The organism is Ancylothrix sp. D3o (assembly GCF_025370775.1).
Taxonomy (GTDB): domain Bacteria; phylum Cyanobacteriota; class Cyanobacteriia; order Cyanobacteriales; family Oscillatoriaceae; genus Ancylothrix.
Genome location: NZ_JAMXEX010000001.1, coordinates 701,270 through 726,053 on the forward strand (window position 1 = coordinate 701,270; position 24,784 = coordinate 726,053).

Genomic DNA, 24,784 nt, shown 5'->3' on the forward strand with positions numbered 1-24,784 from the left:
CCGGGCTTTTTTGCTTGGTTAGGTTTTGTGCTGTTTAAGGTAGTAATCAGTTAGGGTATTTATGAAGTTGGTTTGTGCTCAAAGTGATCTCAGTTCGCATCTTTCTTTGGTGAGTCGTGCGGTTCCTAGTCGTCCAACTCATCCGGTTTTGGCTAATGTTTTGTTGACTGCGGATGCGGATACGCAGCGGGTTCAGCTAACGGGTTTTGATTTAAGCCTTGGAATTCGTACTTCTTTTCCGGCTACTGTGACGACGGGGGGGGCTATTACGTTGCCGGCTAAGCTTTTAAATGATATTATTTCTCGTCTTGCGGATGGGGAAATTACGCTGGATGATGAATCGCCTGCTGTGGGAAAAATTGCGGGTCCAGAGGTAGGAATTGTGGCGACTATTACTTCAAGTTCTGGTCGTTATCAGGTGCGAGCAATGGGTGCGGAAGAGTATCCTGAGTTGCCGGTGATTGAGAATGAGGTTTCGGTGAGGTTGCCGGCGTCAAAGTTGATTGAGGGTTTGCGTGGTTGTTTGTTTGCAACTTCTGCGGATGAGACGAAGCAAATTTTGACGGGGGTGCATTTGAAGGTTCAAAAAGATGGTTTGGAGTTTGCTGCTACGGATGGGCACCGGCTTGCGGTTCTGGAGACGAGTAAGCAGAATTCTTCGGAGGAGGAAATCGAGTCGGCTGAGGATATTCAGGAGTTTTCTGTGACTGTGCCGGCAAGGGCTTTGCGTGAGTTGGAGAGAATGCTTGCTCAGCGTCAAGGTTCGGAGGCGGTTGGGCTTTATTTTGATCAGGGTCAAATTGTTTTTGAGTGGGGTGATCAACGGTTGACTTCGCGGAAGTTGGAGGGTCAATATCCGAATTATCGGCAGTTGCTTCCGCGTTCTTTTGGCAATCAAATTAATTTGGATCGCAAGCAGTTTGTGGGGGCGCTAGAGCGAATTGCGGTGCTTGCGGATCAAAAGAATCATATTGTTAAGTGTTCGATTAATCAGGAGAATCAGGAGATTTCTTTGTCGGTTGAGGCGGCGGATGTTGGCAGTGGTCGTGAGTCTGTTGCGGCTCAAATTTCTTCGGGTGAACCGCCGGAGATTGCTTTTAATGTTAAGTATTTGTTGGATGGTTTAAAGGTGATTAGTGCTTCGGAGATTTCGATTAAGTTGAATGATCCGATGAAGCCGGTTGTGGTGATGCCTTTGGGTGAGGTGAAGATGACTTATTTGGTGATGCCGGTGCAGTTGCGGTCTTAATTTGTTTTTGGCCGGCTTCTGGCCGGTCACTTTTTTTTGTTGAAAAATGTACAATTTTTGTTAAGCAGGGAGGGTATGAAAAATGGTGAATGATATTAGGTTTGGTCGTGATGATTTGCCTTATGTTGATTATTCGGATTTGCTTGAGAAGATTTTACAGGTTTTGCGAAATGCGCCGGCAAATTTGTTTAAGTTGTCTGAGGATGGCAATCGTTTGATTGTGGATTTTGATGAGGTTGCGGCTCAGGTGGCGATGTTGAAGCCGGCTAATCCTTTGGGGGCTTCTGCTAATAGTGTGAAAGCTGCAACAGTGAATTTTAGTCCGGGTTTTGAAGAAAGTTTTCCTAAAAAAATAGGTTTAATTAAAAGACGGTTACAAGAGTTATTGCAGGGGTTTTTAAATAGTGGGGGTACGGAAATTACAATTGAGAATTTTGTGGGGAGTTTGTTGACGGATTTACAGCAATTTAAGAGTAATAATGCGAATTTGGATTTAAGTTATTCTTTTGGCAACTATCCAGGTTTACAAAAACGACGCTTGACTTTAGAAAAAGAGGCAGCGAATCAGCAGTTATTGAAGTTTCATAAGTTAACGGTGACTGTGAGAAATTCTCAGGAATTTAATGGACAATTGCGGGAGGGTATTCAAAGGTATATTCAGGCAAAGTTTGCAGGGGAAGATGAGGGGGATTTGGAAGAGTTAGAGGATATTTTAGCGGACTTAGAAAGCCATTCAGATTTTAAAAAGCTTAAGGGTATTGTTGACAGAGATACGCTGGGTAAATTGAAGCGTCAGGGGATGATTTTTTATTTAAAGTTTTTGCGGAATAATGCCTACATCGGCGGGAGTAACCCAAATCCGCAAGGTATTCTATGGTTAGATGTTTTAATTTCTCGTTTGCAGCGAATTGAAAGTTATATTAATGATGTGAATCGCGGGGATGGTCATTATTTGGTGAATTATGCCGGTGTGCAGTTAAATTATCGAGATTTCTTTGCGCGTGCGGAGGCGTTTGATATGTTGCCGGTGATACCTAAAATAGATGGGTATTTGGGAGAAACAAAGAATGAAAGTAACGGAGAGTTGAACTTTATTTTAGGCTTAAAGTTAAAGTTCGATGGAGAAGTGCAAGCGCATGGCAATGATAAGGGGAAAAAGGTTTTTGATTATTATACTACTTTGCTTGATCCCAATAGTAAAGAGCATCAAAGAGAAATTTCTGACCCCCAACGGCGAGAGATTTTTGCTAGAAAAGTGTTGCGGATTGTGTTTTTGTATTATTTTGTGTTTGCGGGGAATAAACCAGCAACAGAGGGTTATCCTGAGTCAGATTTAAATTATGATCCGGTGGTTCGTTTTGAAACAGCGGTATTGCCGGTTTTACAAGGAGGAGATGATGAGGCAAAAAGAACTCTATTCGGCAATATTTTAAGAGGGTTTGAACAGTATAAGATAACAGAAAGGATTAAGGAAGTTAAAACTTTACTCAAAAAAGTTATTGAGCGAAAAACCACTTTTGCGGCACAGGAAGAAGCGGTACATATTGATGTGAGTCGGAGTATTCTTGAGGATAATATAGAGCGAATTATAAACCGCAGTACATTTTTTAAAGACGAAGAATTTAGCCAAGCTAGTCCCAAACAAGTTTTAAAGTATTTGACAGTAGGGGATGCAAATTTGGCAGCAAATTCTTTGCTTAGTTTGCGGGGTAGTTTGCGTATTGATGAGGTGAATTATTATGGAACAGATGACCAGCAAAGTTTTACGATGCAGTATGATGAGATTGATAAAATAAAAGCCTTGCCGGTGGTTTTTTTGTCACGAGATGAGCTTGCGCGTCAAGTTTATAATGAGCAATTGAACAACCGCAAATTAGTAGCATTTCCCTATAAGTTAGAAAGAGATAATTTAGAACCCCCTGATTTTTTTGCGTATAAATTTATATTTTCTTTATTGGTTTATATTTTCTTGAAGCTTTTGTTGGGTAAAAATCGTTTATTTGTGCCACTTTTGCGGTTACAAGTGAGCAACAAGGATGATAGTTTACCTATTGAGAAATTTATCTTAGATTTCTCGATAGTTTTGGCGCATTTATTAAATCAAGAATATCGCGCCAATGCTCAGGGAATTGATATCAGAACTTACGGAACAAATACGTTTAGTTTTAAACTTAAAAATGCGATGAGTTCGCTGTATTCTGTGTTGCCGAAAAAGTTTATCTTGCCTCCAAAACTACTACCTCAACTGGATAAATTAGGCATTGTGATTGTTTCGAGTCGGGAATGCGATAAAAGTTGGAGAAGTAATCAAAAAATCTCTAATTTGATGGGAGAGATCCTCGTCGGTGTGAAACAAGAAGAAGGGATACAAATTCGGCAAATTAGAACGTTCTCAGGGAATTACGAACATCAGGAAATGTTCCAGCGTCCCCAGGCAATTATTGATCAGATCCATGATTTGTATAAACGAGGAGTTCGACATTTTTTATATATTGCAAAGGCTCCCTATTCGAGTACATTACATCTGACGAGAGAGGAAGATGACGATGGCTTATTTTTCATGTCTAAGGAAGTAATTAAGAATCTCAAAGGAAGCTATGAAGATATTAAGATTTACCCGATGTTTTTTGACAAATATTATGCTGTCAACTTGCAAAACCTAAAAGCACAATCTTTGTATATTCAGGATACAAGCGAATTAACTGCATTGCTAGATGATCGCAATCAGCAGTGTGTCGTGTTTTTCAATTTATTTAATGGCATTTCTGTAGGGAATGATCGCAATTATAATGGGGTTATTTCCTATGCAACGCTGTTAAATTTTTATGGAGAAATTATGCCAACAGCGAATATTTATGAGGGTTTGATTTCGGATACACCACTTAAGGAAGACATTTTGCAGTATTTAAGTTTGTTTCATTTTTCCCGGTATGAAGCAACAGCCAGAAGAGATCAACCGATTAATTTTAAACTAGATCCTTATCAAAATTTAATAGGGGATTTTTCTGTTGGTGCGTTTTCGTCTTATGAGCACATGACAGGCAAAGGAACATTTAACTCTTTGGCATTTTTAACCAGAGTAAAAAGTTGTTTGGATATTCAATAATAAAAGGAGGGAAATATGGCTGGAAAAATTGCTGAAGAATTAGGCCGGCTTTTTGAAGTTGGGTTTAATATTGGCATTTTGGCTTGTATCCAGAAAAACAAAATTAAACATAAGTTTGGCAATTTGTATTTAAAAGATTTGCAAGAACTCAAATTGCCTAAAATTTTGCGAGAAATTGCTAATAAAACCACAAGCAGCGTACAGCGAGAAATAGCAGAAAAGTGGACATTATTTTTCCTACAAAAAGGCTTTGTGGCGGGGTTAAATTTCTTTCAGGAATATCTAAAAGCAGCCGGTTGGACAGAAAAACGGCTTCGCTATTTAGAAATATCTTATTATCAGTGTTCTTTTTGGGGAGATAACAGCATTGGTACAGTTTTAAAAAATGAGCAAGTTTGGCAGGGGCAACTTTTGGGGCAATTTGAGCAACTGGATGCTAAACAAATCGAAACAACAATTGCTAAATATTTCAACGCAAAAGGAGAATTTTTAAAGGCAGACACTTTAATGCTTTTGCAATATAAACAAAAAGAAGTTAGGGTTTTGTCAGTAGATTTATCGGTGTTTTCCGGTTATTCTGAGCAACAAATTGAGGATTTAAGTTTTGTTGATATTTTGCGGAAGCAGTTAAACCGCGATATTAAGTATTTACGTTCTAAAAGCTTCTTTTCCAAGTTGCGGATAGATACGCAAAATTTAGGGGTGGAATTTTCCGAAGATTTGAAGACTTATTTTAAGCTTTTTAAAGTCAAAGATAAAGAGACATCAAAGTTAATTCAAGCCGCTAGTTATGCTTACAGTTTTTATGGCTTTTTGCAAGAAAATAAGCTTTTGCCAGAAAACAGTTCTATACTTTTTAACGTTCTTGGATATAGTGATCGCGCCATGAGTTCGATGGCGGTGGAAGAAGGCAATTTAGATATCTTAAAAAGCTGTTATGAAATTTATCGATATAAGGACGAAGAAGAAATTAAAGATGCACGTTATAAGGTTTTACGGAAAATTAAAAGCAGTGCAGCAAGAAGCTTTAATGATGGCAAAAAATTGGTAGAAGCATTGTTAGCAATTCCCCCGGATGCTGTTACATCTATTACTCACACAGAACGCCTAGAAGAATTTGTAAATACTGTTGGAGAAGTGCCGGCAGCTTTGATGAAAGATTTGGGTTTAACGGGTTCTTTAAACCTCCGACAAGCTCATGCTGAATTAATTATAAAAGCGCTCGAAAGTGAGGCAGCTTATTTATTTTTAACCGGCAACCCCGGAATAGGTAAAACCACAGCTATTGTTACTTTTTTGAAAAAGCATTTAGATGAAGGTTGCTTGTTTTTATATGCCAGTCCACGCAAACAAGTAAATCTCGACATTATTGAAAAATTTAAAGATCAAGAAACCCCAGAAAAATTATGTGATGATCGGCTCGTTTGTCTCAACACAAATGCTAACTTTATTCGAGATAACAATGAGTTGTGTTCTTATCCAGTTCAATATGTAGCAAATCAACCGATTTTAGGCGATTATCCAGTAACTTTTATTCCTGCCAATTCTACAGAAGAAAACCAAGGGGGAAGATCAAACCGGCTCAACAGAATCGCCGATGATACAATAATAGATACGGGGGCAAAAACTCGCGGCGTTTTGAATAGTATCTGCCAAGGAATTTATACTCTTATTAGCCAAAAAATTACCAACAATATTGTTGCCACTGTTTCGATTCAATCTTTGAAGAAAACAGACACCGGCAACACTTTAAAACACCTCTGCAAAATATTTCAAGATGCCTATAACGAGAAAGCAGACACAATTATCACCAGTGAAATGCAAGCAATTTCTCAACGGATCAAGCACATATTTATAATGATTGATGAAATCACCGGCGATGAGGGAGGTGCAGAATTTTTACATGGTATCGATGAAATTATAGAAAAATACAAACTCACCAATCCTGAATATGGATTTAACACCAAAGTTATTGTAGCGGATGCGTCAATTGTAGACAAAGATGTGATTACTCAACATCTTGCTGATGCCTCACCGGAACCTGATAAAATTTATTTCAGGAAAGCAAAAAATGCCGGTTTACCTTTATCACAAGAAGCCTTTGAATTTAAGAAAAAATCAGCCTTAATAATCAATGCCAACTCTTACCCAGCGAGTGCCTTAAATCTCTCTTATAAAATAATTTTAGAATCCTGTCGTTTTGATTTAGAAGAAAGCAGGAAACAAAAAGACTCTATAACAGAAAACCTGCAAACCGAAATTTTGAAAGACTTACAAAATCTCTACAATCAACCAGACGTTAACCAAATTATTGTTTACATTCAAGATAAACCAAGATTAGCCCAACTCATTGAAAAAATAGCAGAATATAGAGGAAAATTCAAGAAAAATGAAGACTACATCGAAATTCATGCTAACCTTTCTGAAATAGAAAAGCAAGAAGTTAACAAATATAAAAATAACGTTAAAATCATTTTTATGACTGCATCTGGCAGTAGGGGTTTATCTTTTCCAACTGCCAAACATATTTTAGTAGAAATACCCCGTTTTGAAATAGAAAAAAACCTCATGGAAGTGATACAAGTTATTTATCGAGGGAGGGGAGAAGATAGCTTTGACTCGCAAGAAAAACACTTAACTTTTTATTTAGGAGATCGCGCCGTTTATTATGACAATCCCCAAGACTCTTTACAAGAAAGCATATTGAGTTTTTTAAACTTATTAATAATTTTGAAAGCCTCAATAATGACCCGTATTTGTGGGGCCGGTCAAATTGGACGTGACAAATTTTTAATGATACCTATTGGCGGCAAATCTATCTCAGCAGCAGGGGAAAGCTTTTCTAGTCAAATGGCAAACTTAATCAGAGAATTAAAACGAGAATATAACCGCAACAAAAAAGACCGTAAATTGCAGCACGTCTATCTTAGCCTCGAAAAACTCTTAGGAAATTCGGATTTTGTCATCAAAAACCAAGCCGAATCAACTCTGATTAGCAGCCTTTCTTACTTAGAAGTAAGAGAGTTTTTTAACCAACAGTTTCCCCAACTAATTACCAAAGGCTTTGATAGCTTATTAAACTTAGGAAATCTTGAATTTGGCTATGTCAGTGGGGCGTTGCTTGTTGTGCCAATTGCTGATCAAACCTTAGAAGAAACCTATTTGATGAGCATCCTTGATATTGCCGATGTAGTCAATTCTCATCTGTGGCGAGATATGAAATTTATCAGCAGCGATTTGAATTACCCAGAAAATTTACGCAGCGCCCTTAAAAATGCCATTGAACTCATTAATAAACTCAATTTTGGTGCAGAAAAAAGTCAGCGCTTTGAGCAAAAAACCCAGCGCGTTGACCAATATTACGCTTTTCCTTTATTCAGTTTTATTGCCGGTGATGTGTTAAAAGCTTATTTTGATTCCAAACAAGAAGAACCCGAAGATAACCGATTTCGAGATATTTTAGCAGCCTATGTTCGGAATTTATACCCTGTTGGTAACGTCCTACCCATAGGAACTCAATATCAAGAATTTCCCTTTGTAGTTTTTAGAAGTTACAGTTTAGAAGAAATGCGCTTAAAAATGTTCACCGGCAAATATCTTTTAAACTCCAACGAATTAAACGTTTTAAATATGATCTTAGCCAAAGATATAATCGAGGAATGAAACCCACCGGCCTCTAAAAAATGCGTGACAAAGGCAAAAAACCCCTAAAAACCGGCCTAAAATGGTTAACCGTCTCAGGAACCTTAGCCGCCATTAGCACCGGCGGATGGCTTGTTTACGCCCAAATAATCAACCGGCCCCCCGAAGCGGTTCCCGTGCGCCTTCTCAAAGTTGAAAAAGACACCATAGAAATCCCCATTAACACCAGCGGAACCATCGAATTACGCGGACAACAAACACTAAAAGCCCCCGCAGACGTAACAGTAGATAGCATCTTTGTCGGCGTCGGAAATCGCGTTTCCAAAAGTCAAGAATTGCTCGTATTAAGAGACTCAGAAACCGAAGCCAACCGCAACAGCCAAAAAGCAAAAATTCGCCAAGAAGAAATCAGCCTCAGCGCCAACCGCGAAAAAGTTTATACCGCCACAGAAAAACTTAAAACCGCCGAACAAAACCTGCAAGACATAATTACCCAACGCGACAGCGAAAAACAAACCCGCCTCCAAGAATTACAAGTAAAACTCCAAAAACAAGAACTCACCCTCCAATCAAGAGAGCAAAACATCCTCGATAAAAAACAAGACCTAGAAGAACAACAACGCGAACTCACAACCGTAGAAGAACTCGACCAAAAAGGCTTTATTGCCAAAACAGAACTCAATAAACAACAGCAAACAGTCCGCGCAGCCGAAGCCGCCTTGCGAGAGAGCCAAACAGAATTAAACCAACAAAAATTAGAACTGCAAAACCTCCAATTAGAAGCCCAAAAAATCGAGCAAGAATTTCAACAAAAAGCCCAACAAGATGAAGAAAAACTCAAAACAGCCAGAGAACAAAAACGTCAAGCAGAAGCCGAATTAAAAGAAGCAACAACTAACGTTACCACCAGCACCCTAACCCTCCAACAAGCAAAAATAACCCTCCAAGGAATCGAACAAAAATTGCAAGATAATATCGTCACCTCTCCTATTGATGGAGTCGTCTTAGAAGTGAAAGTAAAAGCCGGTGATGGAGTCAAAGTTTCCGAAGAATTACTAACCTTGGGCGACCCTTCCCAAGAATTTGTAAAACTACAACTTACTACCTTAGATGCTGCAAAAATTCGCCCCAATCAAGAAGCTAGAATTAGCGTCATTGGGCCGCAAGCACAACAATATAAAGGACAGGTAAAAAGCTTATCACCAATTGCCAGCACCGGCACCTCAAACAATACAGAAGGAGGCACTCAAACCGGCACAGCCACCGTATCCGCAACCGTCCAATTAGACACTCCCAGCCGCACATTAATTCCGGGCGGTTTAGTCAGCGTAGAAATTATTACCCAAAAAATTAGTAACATTATTTCTTTGCCGATAGAAGCCCTACAACGAGAGGGGCCATCCGCCTTTGTATGGGTACGCGACAATCAAAATAAAGCCAAAAAAAAGCCCGTCAAATTAGGATTAGAAGGCTTAACCTCCATCGAAATAAAATCAGGACTACAAGCCGGAGAAGAAGTAATCTTACCCCCACCCGAACCCCCTTTAGAAGAAGGAATGCCCCTCATAATTGAAACCGAAACCAAACCATCCAAAACCAGAAAAAAAACTTAAAAATATGGCTTTATCTTTTTTAGATTTATTCTCCCTAACTTGGAATTCCTTAAGCGGAAATCCCTTGCGATCTGCCTTAACAACATTAGGCGTATTTATGGGAGTAGGAGCAGTCAGCGCCACCCTACAAGTCGGAAACATTAGCCGCGCCGTCATAGAAAAAGAACTCGCAGAAAGAGAAGCCCCCCAAGTTTCCCTTTTTGTATTTCAAGAAGAAAGCGGGCCGGTGATGAAACTAGAAGATATCGACTTTCTCCAAAAAAGACTATCAGGAATCAAAGCAATTAGTGGCTCAAATTGGTTTGGTTTTGGAGAAGGAAACGTTATCTTTCAAAACGAAAAAGCCGACCCCAGTATGTCAGCAGTCACCCTTAATCATTTTGAAACATCAGGCCGGCGCAAAATAGAAGGCCGGTATTTCACCCCCGCCGATTTTGAAAACTTCCGCCCCGTCGTTGTCATTGATGAAATTTTAAAAGAAAAACTATTTAGCCAAACCGCGCCAATCAACAAACGAATTTATATTGATAACCGGCCTTACAGCGTAATCGGAATCATGGAAACAAAAGGCCCCTTTCGCGGCGAACCCAAAGGGGAATTAGTCGTCCCGATAACCATTTATAATGCCATGACCGGCAGGCAAGAAATATTGGAAATATCCATCCGTCCCAACAGCTTAGAAGACATCAAACCCCTAGAAGAAAAAATCCAAAAAATAATGAAACAACGCTTTCCCAAAGCTACCATTTATGCCAGGAACAATGTTAGGGAAATACTTCAACAACGCGAAACATTAGAAATGACATCGCGCGCCTTATTAGCCGTCGGAGGAATCGCCCTCTTGGTTGGCGGCGTCGGAATTGCTAACATTACAATTGCCGCCGTCATAGAACGCACCCCAGAAATCGGTTTAAGAAAAGCCATCGGAGCCACCCAAAGTGATATTATGTTGCAATTTATTCTCGAAGCCGGCATACTCAGCCTAGTAGGAGGAATTGCAGCCATCATCACAGTACATAGCATCACCATTGTCGTCGCCGAAAGCTTCAAATTACCCTACGAATTTGACTCAAATACCGCCTTAATTGCCTTAAGTTCAGCCTTATTTGTTGGTGTAGGAGCCTGTCTTATTCCCGCCGTCCGAGCCAGCAAACTCGATCCCGTAAAAGCCCTACGATCCGAATAAAAAATATTAGCAAAACCCCTTAAAAAAAATGAAAAAAACCTCCCAAAATCAAAATTATCCTCCTTCTCCGATGGAACCCCGCTTTCTTTCACCCAGCCTCCTACGCCCCTTAATCTTAGTCATTCTCAGCATAGCAATACCCCTGACAACAAGCCTCGCCCTCAAATCAGAACCCCGCACAAAAAAACCCTCTAAAACCTCACCAAGCCCCCAAATAACCCCCCAAAATATCCCCTTTTTTTCCCTCTTCCCCCAACCCCAACCAACCCAAACTCAAACACCAAAACAGCCCGAAACTATCAATAAATCCGCTCCAAACGTACCAGCCTCACAACCCGCCACCCCCCAAAACCCTCAACCAAATAACCCCATTAAAAACCAAACCAACCGGCCCCACAAACTCTTTAGCAATTCATTTACAAATAACCCCAAACCAGAAACAATCATCGCCCAAACCAACACCACCAACCCAACCCAACAAACGCCAAAAAAAATCAAACAAAACCCACAATCAAATCCACAATCAAACCCACCATCAATACCTGAAAATAGGCCCATTCAATTAACCCTTTCGGACACCATAATCTTAGCCCTGCAAAACAACCGCGACATCAAAAACGCCTACCTTAATCGCCTAGCCGAAACACAAGAACTCGCCACAGAAGAAGGAAAATTTCGCCCCACATTCACCCCCGAAATAGCCATAAACCTCAACCGCAATGTGTTCGGAATAGCTAACAATAACAACAATCAACTATCCATCGGTGCAGATATTTCTGTTAAAATGCCAGCCGGGGGAGAATTTAGCTTTGGATGGGTAGGAGCAGCCCGCAACAACTACACAAACAACTTTCCCACCAACACAGAATTAGCCAGAGCTGAACAAAACCTAAAACTACAATTTACTCAACCATTAATGCGCGGCTTTGGAGTTGAAATCAACCGCGCCTCAATAGAAATAGCCCGCATCCGAGAACAAATTAATATTATCACCTTAAAATCCACCCTAAGCGACACAATTACCCGCGTTATCTTTGCTTACCGAACATTACAGCAAGCCGCTGAACGAGTAAAAATAGAAACCCAATTCCTCGAACTAGCAAAACAGCGAAAAGCAGAATTTCAAATATTAATCGAAGCCGGTAGACAAGCCCCCGTTGACATCCTCCCCTACGAAAAAGCCATAGCCGACAGAGAAGGAATCTTATTAGCAGCAGAAAACAACCGCCAACAAGCAATAGCAAACCTTCTCCAAATATTAGATATAGACCGCGAAATTAACATCCTACCCACCGACAGCCCTACCCCCGAAATAAACCTACCAGAGCCAAAAAACATCCAACAAATCGCCCTAGAAAACAACCCCAACTACCTCAGTTCAATCTTAGATCGCGACATCTTCAAACTCAACTTACTTCTAGCCGAAGATAACCAACGTTGGAACCTAGACTTTAACGCCAGCTATGACGGAATTTCTAACAACGCCACCGACACCAACCAAAACCTAACCGTCGGCATAACATTAAGCCGCGAATTTGGCAACCTCAGCTTAAAAAGCGACGTAGAAAGAAGCAAAGTAAACCTACTTAAAGCCGAAAACACATTAAAAGACAACCGCGCCAACCTAGAAATAGAAATTCAAAACCAGCTACGCGATATTAACCTAAAACTAAAACAAATCGAACTCGCCAAAAACACCACTCAACTAGCAGAAAAACAACTCGACATCGAACAACAAAAACTACGACTAGGAAGAAGTACAAGCCGCGAAATTGTCAGATTTCAAGACGAACTAATTTTTGCCAAAAATCAAGAACTTAACGCCCAAATTGACTATTTAAACGCCCTAACCAACCTTCAAAAAACTCTTGGAACCACCCTAAACACCTGGAACATCACCATAGAAACTCCCTAAAAGGTGGGCTTTGCCCACCCTATTTTAAACCTTAGCCCCACCGGCAAAACGAATTTTCAAATAATCATCTTCCATCTTCGCCCCAGCCGGCTGCAACGCCGCCAAAGCCTGCGGTAAAACCAAATTTCGCCGGTGATTACCAATCGTAATATTCAACTCATCCCCAGTTTTAGAAAGCTGAATCTGATCCTTAGACATTCCCGGCAAATACAACTCAAGCCGGTACTCATTCTTATCCTGAACCACCCGCACCGTCGTTTCCTTATAATAAACCTGAGCCGGATCTTCATCCGCATAAAGCGTATCTTTCAACCGTTCCAAAGCCGGCAAACCGCACATTTCCTCAGAATAAAGCGGCACTTCCTTAACCGGCAACGGCATAAAATTATCATGGATTTCTTGGCGATACTGCTTTTGATTTTCCTTCCAACGAGCAAAAAACGGATCATTAACCGACTCAGGAATAATCCGATTAGCCACAATCAAATCCGTTGAAACATTATACAAACTCAAATAAGCATGAGCCCTCAAAGACTCCTTAATCACCATCTTTTCAGGATTAGTAACCAACCGAACAGTCGTCTTAGAATTATCCGTCAAAACCTTTTCCAGAGCCTCAATTTGCTCATAAAACTCATAAGGAGCATCCATCACCTCCTTATCCGGCAAAGAAAACCCAGCAATCGGTCTAAAAAACGGTTCAACCAAAGGTCTTAACGCCACAGAAACCTGTTGCAAAGGCTTATAAAACCGGCGCATATACCAACCAGAAACCTCCGGCAAACTTAACAACCGTAAAGCCGTACCCGTCGGCGCAGAATCAATAATCAAAACATCAAACTCCCCCTCATCATAATGACGTTTCATCCGCACCAAACCAAAAATCTCATCCATCCCCGGCAAAATCGCCAACTCCTCAGCCTGCACACCCTCCAAACCCCGCGCCTGCAAAACCTGAGTAATATAACGCTTAACAGCCCCCCAATTGCCCTCTAATTCCATCAGCGCATCCAATTCCGCCCCCCATAAATTCGGGCGAACCAAACGCGGCTCATGGCTCAATTCCATATCAAAACTATCAGCCAAAGAGTGCGCCGGATCGGTACTCAAAACCAAAGTTTTATAACCCAATTCTGCACAACGTAACCCCGTCGCCGCAGCAACCGAAGTCTTCCCCACACCACCCTTACCGGTCATCAAAATTAAACGCATAAATGTGTAAACCCCTCTTTTAAAAAAAATAACACCTTCTTACTTTAGCGGTTTTTTCCAAACCACAGTTGCTTCACCACATCCCACCGCGAACAATCCCAGTAATCAACGTGAGAAACAATCAAACCTTCCCCATTAACCTTTAACTCACTCCAACCCGAAATAGATATCCGAGGTTTCCAAGGCAAAGGAACATTCCAACTCAACCTCCAGCGAGTTAAAATCTTCTCACCCTCTTGCTCAATCTCATACAAATCCATCTTCGTATCAACAAACCATCTTTGAATAAACCCAATCATTTCCCGATAACGTTTCACCCCCCGAAACTCATTCAAAGGATCTTTAAAAAAAACATCCTCAGCATAAATATCAAAACTTTGATTCTCAGGAAACCGCAAATAATCATCCCTCAAAACCTCAACAATCTCCCTTGCCATCAAAACCTCAACTTAAACTAAAAAACATCCCTCTTCATCTGTGGAGCAGGCATCCTGCCTGCTTGACATCTGCGGTTAAAAAACTACTCCACCTCACCCCACAAACGCTCTAATTGATAACGCCAAGCCCCCAAAGTTCCCTCCCGCGCCTCAGCCCCCGAAGCCATATCCCCCATCAAACCCTCCTGATAAAAACGATCCAAACTTTGCATAGTCGCCTCCAAAGATTGCCCATTCATTTTAGCCGCCTTAATAATTTGAACAATCCGCACCTCCACAAAATCATTAAAACTCGACGATAACCCCCGTTCGTGCAAAGAAACCAACCGGCCCACAGCCCCCGTAAAATCAGCCGCAGTTAAACTTGCCGAAGCGTGTTGAAAAACACCCCACAAAACATCCTCATAAATAGCATAGCGAGCCTCTTGAGTAACATCAAAATTCGACTGCATAAGCTGCTCTAAAAAAGGCAAAGCCTCAGCCGCCGGCGCAATAGGAATTAAAAGCCGCAACCAAGAACCATCATCCGAAAGCAAAACCAACAAGCGAAACTTATCAGTTTCCACCTGCCAAGAACCCGCAGACGGCACCTGAACCGCCTCCCCAAAAAGCTCGTTAAGCGATTGATTAATTTCTTCTGAATTCATATTAATTTTATTTTCCTAAAATCCAAGATTTTCACTTTAGCATATTTAATTCATTGATAGCACAACGTAAAAAAATCAGTTCCGTCCAAAAAATAATTAAAAATGAATAAACATATTGTATCTTAGCAATTTCACAAATCAGACAATCATAAGGATGATTCTATCTTCCCTCAAAAATCGCAAATCTAAAATCCCAAATCCCTAATCCAAAAAAATAATCCCCCGGCAACTGTCGGGGGATAGATTTCATTTGCAGCTAAGAGTTAATTTAAAACTCAAAACTCTCAATAATTTAAGACAGCCATTCCAAAACAGCCTCGTCCTTCGTATTCGTATTCCGAGAAGGAGTTTCGCGGGTAAACTTCATGTGAATCGAGCGAGTTTGCTCACCATCAGCCGCCACTGCCATAATCGGATAATCGATTACACCATCTTGGAAAGACATCTGGAAGCGGAAAGTCCCATCAGCATTAAGTTTAATCGGGCTGCCGCCAATCGTCACCGTAGCATCCGGTTCAGTTGCACCATAGATAATCAGTTCAGCATCCGCAATCAGCCAGAACTCGCGGGGGCGAATCGGAGGAGCCGAAGCCGAGAAACCAACCCCAGACATATTGATACCAGACATCGTAGGTACGCCCCACATCCCGATACCAGAAGCGAACACATAAGAACTGAGCGACTGTTCCGACATCATGTGGCCCGAACCAGTAATCATGTGGCCCGAACCAGTAATCATCTGGCCCGAACCAGTCACCATTTGACCCGAACCCGGAATCATGTGCATTGAACCAGGAATCATCTGGCCGGAACCCATGACCATTTGGCCGGAACCCATCACCATCTGACCTGAACCAGTCACCATCTGACCTGAACCCATCACCATCTGACCCGAACCCGGAATCATGTGCATTGAACCGGGAATCATCTGGCCGGAACCCATGACCATTTGGCCGGAACCAGTCACCATCTGACCTGAACCCATGACCATTTGGCCGGAACCCATGACCATTTGGCCGGAACCTGTCACCATTTGGCCGGAACCCATGACCATCTGACCTGAACCTGTCACCATTTGACCTGAACCTGTCACCATTTGACCTGAACCTGTCACCATTTGGCCGGAACCTGTCACCATTTGGCCGGAACCTGTCACCATTTGACCTGAACCTGTCACCATTTGACCTGAACCTGTCACCATTTGACCTGAACCTGTCACCATTTGAGCCGAACCGGGTGCAACCGACCCAGGGACGTGCGGCATAGAGCCAAACACAGAACCGGCAACCCGTGCAGCTTCCGCCTCTTGGGCCATGCCAAACACTTGCTCATAAACCGGCCCTGAAGCAACCTTAGACCCCGGTGCAACAAGTTCCAAGACAGTTTTACCGCGTAAATCTTCTTCCCAAGCCACACTAATAAAGTGGTCTTCGATCCAATCAGAAGGATAAACCGGCGGAACATGAACCCGCGCCGACCGGCCCAAAACCAACCAGCGACCATCAGCACAGCGATAACCAATATCCACCACATAATGCCGGTCACTTACTGGGATAGGCAAATACCACTCGCGGGCAAGCTCATCACAGGGATACTCTTGGATACTGTGGGGACGCTGGAACTCTATATTAATATCCGTCACATCATAGAGACGCAGAGCAAGCTGCTGGCCTCCGAGCCGACGTAACTCTTCCTTGTGGTCATTGGGGATATCCCAATAGGTATAAGCCCACTGAGGGTCACGAGGCATCAGCACAATGCGCGTCTCCCCATAACCAGCCGGCAGATCCGCCAGTCCCTCATCCACCGACGAGAGTTCCCCTGACATCCGATCTTCTTGCCCCAGTTCAAATTTTGCTGCTTCCACTTCTTCTTGCGCCTCTAAGTTACGAGATGGATTAACAGAAAGCTTGGTACGTTCGATTTCTTGAATTGATGCCAGCAGTTGCGATTTACGCATCCGGCTATAACGAGAGATGCCATATTCACTTGCAACTCTACGAAGTTGCCGTAATGTCATCTCTTCTAAGGGCGGACGTTCTTTTACCATGTCTTGGTCTCCGTACTGAATAGACGGCTGTACTTTCACCGTTAATTTAAAAAAAACACCTGGTCTGAAAATTCCCCTAGTGCGAGCAGTGCAATCTTACAAGCTGGTATTAAGTCATAACGATTACGATCCGTAAGCCTTGAATAAGGCAACCTCGTCGCAAAAGCGGGCGCTGTTTCCTTACCTTTTTAACTCCCTAAAATGCTCGACCACAGCATCTTTTTGGAATCGCGGGGATCGACAAGTTAACTTATATGTTGCTCAAAAGCCCCAGTTCGGTCAAGTGTTTCTTAGCCTTATTCTAGGCACTTTTACGCATTTACAGGCAAAAGTGGGATCACTTTGTTATCAAACCATGACAAAAAGCCACGCTTGATCCCGACCGGGGCGGCAGGAAATATCAAAATTTGCTGACATTCAGCGCCGTAGACAAGAAAGCTGCCCAAATTAATCAACCGAAAATCAAAAAACCCAGCGTCTTTGCCGACACCAGGTTTCGATAGAAGCAGTAGATGGGACATCTTGACAAAAAAGATCCCCAATCTAACAACTTTCTAGCGAACGACCTCCCAATCTTGAATACGCCACCGGCCATCCTTGCGAACCAAATCATAGCGAACAACCATGTTGTCATCACGCTGATCCGCCAACTTACCCCCCTCGAAAATTTCCACCGCTTCGCTGACGGAAGCTTCAGCCTTAGCGCGATTCGGATCATCCTTACTCGGATCAACAGACTTCACAGACAAACTGTGCTTGTACTTTTGGTAAGAATTACTTTGCTTAGCTTCATTAGCCCACTGTTGCCACTTTGCCAAAGCCGGCCCGGTCAAAATTTCCCCCAACCGGCCCACAGCGTGATTTGGCCCTAAAGCATCTCGTTTCACAGAAAACCAAGTCTCAACCGCACGCTGCGCCACAGGTTCAGTTAGCGGCCCCTCGGCTGCCAGCAGGTCAGCCTCTAGCTTTGGAATCGGCACCGGCGGCCCATCCAATCTCACCGCCGGCTGATCTTTTGCCAAAGTCGGGCCAGAACCCCCCCTTAACAAACCAGCCAACAACCCCCAAGTAGCCGAAGTCAAAAACCAAAGCAACCCCAAGCCCACCACAGCAGCCAGACCCAACAGAACCAACCGATCCATCTTCAAAGATTGCAGCAATGTGGTTGTAGATCGCTGCCAAGACCGGCGGTTTTGTCGTCCCGCTTCCGGTGCCGGTCGTTCAGTTGTTCCCCCACTGCGTATTCTGGAATTACGGCGCTCTGCCGAACTGCTACTGCGGCTGGCCGTTGGTGTGACTCGTTGGGCCGGTGGAGCAGTTCCTAAATTCGTTGTTGACACAGCCATCGTCGGTGGTAACGCCAGAGACGGTGAAGGTGTGCGCTGGGATCGCGATGCACTTTGCTCATTGTCTGGCTCGGTCGCCAAATTCATACTCGAATCCGGCAAAGCCGAAACACCATCAGACGACGAAGCTCTGAGCGAGGGAGATACTGACCGAGAAGCCACCGCCACCTCCGGCTCAACAGTTGGCACCGCCCTAGCTTCGAGAACCTTGGGAACCGGTGTCAACACCGACTGCACAGGAAACCACTCAAAAGCCGCCTCTTCCTCTTGTGTCGGCAGCGTTTCCAAATAAGCCTGGACGCCAACATCGGCAAAATAATCTTTTAGCGAAACCTCAGTCCCCGCCAGATCCCGAAAATGCGGAAAAACCTCATCCTGTAACCAACGTTCCCCATACAAACAAAGACCGGGCAACAAATCTGGTGACGATAATGAATTTTGGCGAATAAAATCCAGCGTTTCGTATTCTTGACTCAATTCCAGCGACTGTGAAGCCTCGGTTGTTTGACCCAAAAGCATCGCACAGATAGCTTTTTCCAAATTCACATCTTGGCGCTTGCCTAGACGCTGTAACATCAACTTCGCTTGCCGAATTAAAGCCGGTTGTCTCTCAAAAAACCCGCGTGCAATCAAAGCATAAACCGCTAAATAAGTCCCCACCGCACTAGGCCGGCGAGCTTCAGCTTCAAATAAATTTTGCTGTTCTTCCACCGTCAGCAAAGAGCGCAACTGCTGAATAAACCGCAAAAAGTCATCAACACTCAACCCCGACTGGTCATCGCCACTGCCATCAATTCCGCCGCGTTCTGTCAGCATATCTTGCAAAAGTTGTAAACCCTTGCGGCGTTCAGTTGGTTGAGATCCCGATTCCTCCAGCAGTTCCAGAATGCGATAAGGACGCAGTTTGTATAAATCTGCCTGCATTTCACCTCGCAGTATCGGAAATAAACCTTCACTAAGTAGCAAATCTTGGCCGGTTTCCAGTGATGCGGCTGCATTTTCATACTGACCGCCGTGCCATTGTTCTCGGCCTAATTCCAGCAGCGCCAGGGCGACCGTTAAAATTATATCTGGCCCTACAAGTTGCGGTTCACCCAATTGGCCCAATTTTAATTTAAACCGGCCATTACTCAAGTAAGGTTGGCTAAGTTTCAATACCAGTTCATATTCTCCCAACTCCTGCAAAATCAACAGCGCCCCCACCAGTTGCTTATCTTCAATATCAATAGTGGGAGTATGTGTGTCGGAGCCAGAGTGATATCCATTCTCGCTGACAGCGGCAGAGGGGCCATTGGCGTTTTCTGATGGCCGTGCTGAGTTGGCAATGACGCTGTTTAATTCGTAAGTTTTTGAGAGAAATCCAGCATCATAAGCTTGATGCTGTTCCGGGTCACTGAGAACGCTATAAGCTTCATCAACTAGCTGTTTACGAGCGACTATCGCCACTTCTGAATATTCCCGTCGCGGTAGTTGCACGGAACGGTCACGATGAGCCTGCTGCAATTGTTCGGCAGTGGCCTGAATCGGTAAGCCTAAAATTCGGTAATAATCGAGTGGGATACGCACAGTCACTTCCCCAGCAGTAGTCTGAAATTGATCCCTAATGATAAGGCATCCATACCAAAAATTGCTTTCACCGGCCCCTTAGTCGCGTCTTGACCACGCCTGAGAAGGACGCGCTCAAGCTGGCTTCCTTGGTTGAAAGCGAGGCTTTATAAGTTTAAAAGCGCCTTTCCTACAAGATAATATAAGTTCAAACAATTTACTAACAAGGGTTGCTCTGGCGGGTTGCTATGTCGTTTAAACTACAGTTTGCCAGACTTGCATCTGAGGAATTTGCCGGTTTTGTTTGGAAACGGCAATTGTACAGAAATTCAGCCTGAGTTTTGAGTATTATTCAAAGGACGCACACGATAATGATTGGGGAACGCGCTGTACCGGCATTTGACACAAGTTCGGCAAAAATCACTAAAGAGGAAGGACTACGCCTTTACGAGGATATGGTTTTAGGGCGCTTGTTTGAAGACAAGTGCGCTGAAATGTACTATCGAGGCAAAATGTTCGGTTTTGTCCACCTCTACAACGGCCAAGAGGCTGTATCAAGCGGTATTCTGGGAGCCATGCGTCCGGGTGAGGATTATGTTTCGAGCACCTACCGCGATCACGTCCACGCTTTGAGTGCTGGGGTGCCGGCGCGGGAAGTGATGGCAGAATTATTCGGCAAGGAAACCGGCTGTAGCAAGGGACGCGGCGGTTCTATGCACATGTTCTCTTCTAAGCACCGCTTACTCGGTGGTTATGCTTTTGTCGCCGAAGGCATTCCGGTTGCGACGGGTGTGGCTTTTCAAAACAAGTACCGCCGCGAAGCAATGGGTGATGAAACTTCCGATCAAGTGACGGCTTGTTTCTTTGGCGATGGCGCTTGCAATAATGGTCAGTTTTACGAGTGCTTGAATATGGCGGCGCTTTGGAATTTGCCGATTTTGTTTGTGGTGGAAAACAATAAGTGGGCTATTGGTATGTCCCACGAACGGGCAACTTCTGAACCGGAAATTTTCAAGAAGGGGCCGGCTTTTGGGATGCCTGGTGTAGAAGTTGATGGCATGGATGTGCTGGCTGTCTATTCTGTGGCTAAAGAAGCGGTTGCACGGGCGCGGGCCGGTGAGGGGCCAACTTTAATTGAGGCGCTGACTTACCGTTTCCGGGGTCACTCTTTGGCTGATCCTGATGAGTTGCGTTCTAAGGAAGAAAAAGAGTATTGGTTCCCCCGCGATCCCATTAAGCGTTTTTCGGCTTATTTGACTGAGCAAAATTTGGTTCCTGCTGATGAGTTAACGGCTATTGATCGCAAAATTCAGGCGGTTGTTGATGATGCGGTGAAGTTTGCTGAAGAAAGTCCTGAACCTGATCCGCGTGACCTCTACAAATATATTTTTGCTGAGGATGAGTAATTTGTTTGTTTTTTAGAGGCCGGTTATTTTGCTCTGTCTCTACCAGTTTGGAGGGGATCTTTTAGGTTTTCCCCTCTTTTTTTTGCTCTGTTAGATATGGCGAAAAAAGACTCTGATCGGCCTCTTTTTTTCTGTTCGTTATTTCCCCCTTTTTGGGGCTGCTGCGTGTATCCCTTTTTACGGGTGCTGGGGGTCTCTCTGTTGCACTTCATCACTACCAATGCTATTATCTATTAAATTTACTTAATTACACTAAAAGTGTAATGTAGGTTGGGTAGAGGAACGAAACCCAACACTCTCCAGGCTTTGATGGGTTTCGCTTACGCTCTACCCATCCTACAAATAATTAAGTGGTTCTACTTATCTATTAAATTTACTTAATTTCAAAAATTAAGATATGAAAAATTTTCATCTTTTCTATTTAATGAATTCCCTAAAACTCTTCCCGCAAAATACCAATATCTTTTTCCTCTAATTTCTAATGCTTTAGGAGAGTTTTTGACAAAAAAACAGTCGATTACAAATTGGGATAATCGATTGCTTGGTTTAACTGAATACCCCATCCAAACTATTTTTGATATCGGGGCAAATAATGGTCAATCTACTAAAAAACTACATCAACTTTTCCCGAATGCGAATATTTACGCTTTTGAACCGGTCGATACTGCTTTTTCTAAGCTAAAGCGTTTTGCTGAGGGTTCTTCTAAAATTAAGGCTTATAATCTGGCTGTAGGTGATGAAAATACCACCGTTAAGTTTAATAAACATCCCTACTTTACTTTGTCTTCTTCGGTGTTAAAAACTACTGATAGCTGTGCATAATCTTATCCAATTTTGGCTTATCAAGAAGTTGTGGAGGTTTCTCAGGTTACTTTGGATTATATTACTCCTAGTCTCAATATTAAAGAGGATATTTTAATTAAAATTGATGTCCAGGGTTATGAATATAAGGTTTTAGAAGGTGCTCTAAGCTTTTTAGACTCTGTGCTGGCTTGTATTGTCGAAGTTTCTATGATGCCAGTTTATGAGGATCAAGCAAGTTTTGATATGATATATCGCCTTTTGGTTTCTAAGGGGTTTTGTTTTGTGGGAATGATTGATCAAGCAAAAATGCCTTCGGGAGTGGTGGAATATTTTGATGCGGTGTTTATAAATAAAAACCGTTAGACGCTAACAACATCAATAAACCCCGGAAAAATCTGGTTTTCCTCAGACATAGGTTGAAGACAGGCAGTTTCTTTATAAAGTCGCCTGTCTGGTTAAATTAATAGACGGTCGGGCTATACTATAAAAAAATTAATTTATTACAAATTGTTACAAGCTGGCTGAGAAAAAAAGGTATTAGGGGAGGGCTGCGTGTGGGTGTGGGAGAAATCAGATTTTTGTTTATTAGGACATCTATCTATAGATAGATATAGAGAGGAGGAGCTAATTATGAAGTATTGTTGCCGGTCTAACCTTGGGATTAAGTGTGGGATCAAATCATGGGTGGTGGTTAGCTGGCGGTAAGAAAAGTGCTGGAAACTCTCTTTGTGCTTGGTATTGACGGAGAGTTTGGCGAAGGCAAATGGGGAGGGTAACTTTGAGAAAGTGCAGAGTTGATTGAGTACAATTGCTTAGGTAAAAACTGGGAAATATTAAAAAAATATAAAAACTGAATAAATTTTACAAAACTTAATAAAAAGCCGAGCAATAGCAGTGTATAAAAATAACCGGAAGGGTTGAAACGGCAGACCACAGGCAAAAAAAATGATCCGACCAAGTTTTACAAATTCTCATAAAACTTGGTACAGTCATAAAAGCTTGTGAAAGAGACTGTGAAGCAAGACCTAGCCGATTAAAGCTGTTGGCATCCTGAAATAGCCGTTTGCGAAAAGCGGGAAATAGAGGGAAAAGCAACAGAAGGCGAGGAAAGCGTAACAGAAACTCATGCAAGGGAGTGGTTTGTCGAGAGGTTTTTTGATTCCGTAGAGGAGAAAAAAACCAAGGCGAGTGACATAGCCTAGAGAAGCAAAAAGTCGTGCCAAAAAGCGCGACGTGATTGCCCACTCTAAAAAATTCTGACCTTGAAAAACAAGGAAAGAAATTGTCAAAAAAAAGTAAAAATTTTTCCCCAAAAATGCTTAAATGTTGATATGCTTAAAAACAAGAAGTGAATCAGCATTTAAGACCGGCAAAAGCCAAAGTTTAGGCCAAGTCTGTCCCAAACACTTCTAGGCTGGTAATGCAGCTAAAGATGGCTGAAAGCAAAACAGATACAAACCAAAAAAAAGACCAATCTACTTAGGAGATAGAGTCCATGCTAGATGCATTTTCCAAGGTTGTCGCTCAAGCTGATGCTCGTGGTGAGTTCCTGAGCAGCGCTCAATTTGATGCACTGTCCAACTTGGTCAAAGAAGGCAACAAGCGTCTGGATACCGTAAACCGGATCACCAGCAACGCTTCCACCATCGTTTCTTCTGCCGCACGCGCTTTGTTCGCAGAACAGCCTCAGTTAATTCAACCAGGTGGAAACGCATACACCAACCGTCGCATGGCTGCTTGCTTGCGCGACATGGAAATCATCTTGCGCTATGTCACCTACGCAGCAATTGCTGGTGATGCAAGCGTTCTCGATGATCGTTGCTTGAATGGTCTTCGTGAAACCTACCAAGCTTTGGGCGTTCCTGGTGGTTCTGTAGCTACCGGCGTTCAAAAAATGAAAGAAGCTGCTCTCAAAGTTGCTAACGATCCGGCTGGAGTCACCCCTGGTGATTGCAGTGCCTTGATGTCTGAGTTGGCAAGCTACTTTGATCGTGCTGCCTCTGCTGTGGGCTAATTGCCTGAAGTCGTAGGCTCAAACTTTTTAAATTGACTGTAACTGTGTAGGAAAACCATTCAGGAGATACCGAGACAATGAAAACCCCTATTACCGAAGCCATCTCTGCTGCCGATACACAAGGCCGTTTTTTGGGCAACACCGAATTGCAAGCCGTTGACGGTCGTTTCAAACGCGCCGCTGCTAGCATGGAAGCTGCTCGCGCTTTGACCAACAACGCTCAAAGCTTGATCAACGGTGCCGCACAAGCCGTGTACAACAAATTCCCGTACACCACCCAAATGCAAGGCTCCAACTACGCCTCTACCCAAACCGGCAAAGACAAGTGTGCTCGTGACATCGGCTACTACCTCCGTATGGTCACTTACTGCTTGGTTGCTGGTGGAACCGGCCCGATGGATGAATACTTGATTGCTGGTTTGGCAGAAATCAACAGCACCTTTGAATTGTCTCCTAGCTGGTACATTGAAGCCCTCAAGTACGTCAAATCCAATCATGGTTTGTCTGGCCAAGCCGCTACCGAAGCTAACACCTACATCGACTACGCTATCAACGCCCTGAGCTAATTAACGGTTATCCAGAGCGTCGAGCGCGGGCTAAAGTCTAATGCTT

The 24,784-nt window shown here is 43.0% G+C and carries 16 protein-coding genes; 11 read left to right on the top strand and 5 right to left on the bottom strand.

Translation table 11 applies throughout. The annotated features are described in order from the left end of the window. Positions 1-61: 61 nt before the first annotated feature. From dnaN to NG798_RS02970, 6 genes are all read left to right on the top strand, one after another. Positions 62-1,249, top strand: coding sequence for a DNA polymerase III subunit beta (gene dnaN, locus NG798_RS02945; protein WP_261220292.1), 1,188 nt, complete (start codon positions 62-64; stop codon positions 1,247-1,249). Positions 1,250-1,331: 82 nt separating this feature from the next. Continuing rightward, positions 1,332-4,355 carry a hypothetical protein gene (locus NG798_RS02950; protein WP_261220293.1) on the top strand — a complete coding sequence of 1,008 codons (3,024 nt, stop codon included), beginning with the start codon at positions 1,332-1,334 and terminating at the stop codon, positions 4,353-4,355. 15 nt (positions 4,356-4,370) lie between these two features. Then, on the top strand, positions 4,371-8,018 hold the full coding sequence (locus NG798_RS02955; RefSeq protein WP_261220294.1) for a helicase-related protein: 3,648 nt from the start codon (positions 4,371-4,373) through the stop codon (positions 8,016-8,018). Positions 8,019-8,038: 20 nt separating this feature from the next. Then, on the top strand, positions 8,039-9,610 hold the full coding sequence (locus NG798_RS02960) for an efflux RND transporter periplasmic adaptor subunit (RefSeq protein WP_261220295.1): 1,572 nt from the start codon (positions 8,039-8,041) through the stop codon (positions 9,608-9,610). 4 nt (positions 9,611-9,614) lie between these two features. Then, on the top strand, positions 9,615-10,796 hold the full coding sequence (locus NG798_RS02965) for an ABC transporter permease (protein ID WP_261220296.1): 1,182 nt from the start codon (positions 9,615-9,617) through the stop codon (positions 10,794-10,796). Between the two features lie 28 nt (positions 10,797-10,824). Then, entirely contained in the window at positions 10,825-12,711 is a 1,887-nt protein-coding gene (locus NG798_RS02970) for a TolC family protein (protein WP_261220297.1), read from the top strand. 24 nt (positions 12,712-12,735) lie between these two features. On the opposite strand, the gene NG798_RS02975 is transcribed toward NG798_RS02970, so the two are convergent. The 5 genes from NG798_RS02975 to NG798_RS03000 form a co-directional block, all read right to left on the bottom strand. Then, entirely contained in the window at positions 12,736-13,923 is a 1,188-nt protein-coding gene (locus tag NG798_RS02975) for a TRC40/GET3/ArsA family transport-energizing ATPase (protein WP_261220298.1), read from the bottom strand. Positions 13,924-13,967: 44 nt separating this feature from the next. Further along, positions 13,968-14,360 (bottom strand): DUF2358 domain-containing protein, encoded by a 393-nt coding sequence (locus tag NG798_RS02980; RefSeq protein WP_261220299.1) that lies wholly within the window; start codon positions 14,358-14,360, stop codon positions 13,968-13,970. A gap of 83 nt (positions 14,361-14,443) precedes the next feature. After that, complete coding sequence (locus NG798_RS02985) at positions 14,444-15,007, bottom strand: YbjN domain-containing protein (protein ID WP_261220300.1); 564 nt, start codon at positions 15,005-15,007, stop codon at positions 14,444-14,446. Positions 15,008-15,299: 292 nt separating this feature from the next. Next, positions 15,300-17,057, bottom strand: coding sequence for a DUF4912 domain-containing protein (locus tag NG798_RS27965; protein WP_317619547.1), 1,758 nt, complete (start codon positions 17,055-17,057; stop codon positions 15,300-15,302). A 554-nt stretch (positions 17,058-17,611) separates the two neighbouring features. Then, positions 17,612-19,969, bottom strand: a complete 2,358-nt coding sequence (locus NG798_RS03000) for an IMS domain-containing protein (RefSeq protein ID WP_261220301.1) — start codon at positions 19,967-19,969, stop codon at positions 17,612-17,614. A gap of 350 nt (positions 19,970-20,319) precedes the next feature. On the opposite strand from NG798_RS03000, the gene pdhA reads away from it, so the two are divergent. From pdhA to cpcA, 5 genes are all read left to right on the top strand, one after another. Further along, on the top strand, positions 20,320-21,354 hold the full coding sequence (gene pdhA, locus NG798_RS03005) for a pyruvate dehydrogenase (acetyl-transferring) E1 component subunit alpha (protein ID WP_261220302.1): 1,035 nt from the start codon (positions 20,320-20,322) through the stop codon (positions 21,352-21,354). Between the two features lie 498 nt (positions 21,355-21,852). After that, complete coding sequence (locus NG798_RS03010) at positions 21,853-22,176, top strand: FkbM family methyltransferase (protein ID WP_261220303.1); 324 nt, start codon at positions 21,853-21,855, stop codon at positions 22,174-22,176. Positions 22,177-22,188: 12 nt separating this feature from the next. After that, positions 22,189-22,521 (top strand): FkbM family methyltransferase, encoded by a 333-nt coding sequence (locus NG798_RS03015; protein WP_261220304.1) that lies wholly within the window; start codon positions 22,189-22,191, stop codon positions 22,519-22,521. Positions 22,522-23,653: 1,132 nt separating this feature from the next. Further along, positions 23,654-24,172, top strand: coding sequence for a phycocyanin subunit beta (locus NG798_RS03020; RefSeq protein ID WP_261220305.1), 519 nt, complete (start codon positions 23,654-23,656; stop codon positions 24,170-24,172). Positions 24,173-24,249: 77 nt separating this feature from the next. Beyond that, entirely contained in the window at positions 24,250-24,738 is a 489-nt protein-coding gene (gene cpcA / locus NG798_RS03025; protein ID WP_261220306.1) for a phycocyanin subunit alpha, read from the top strand. The last annotated feature ends 46 nt before the right edge of the window (positions 24,739-24,784 follow it).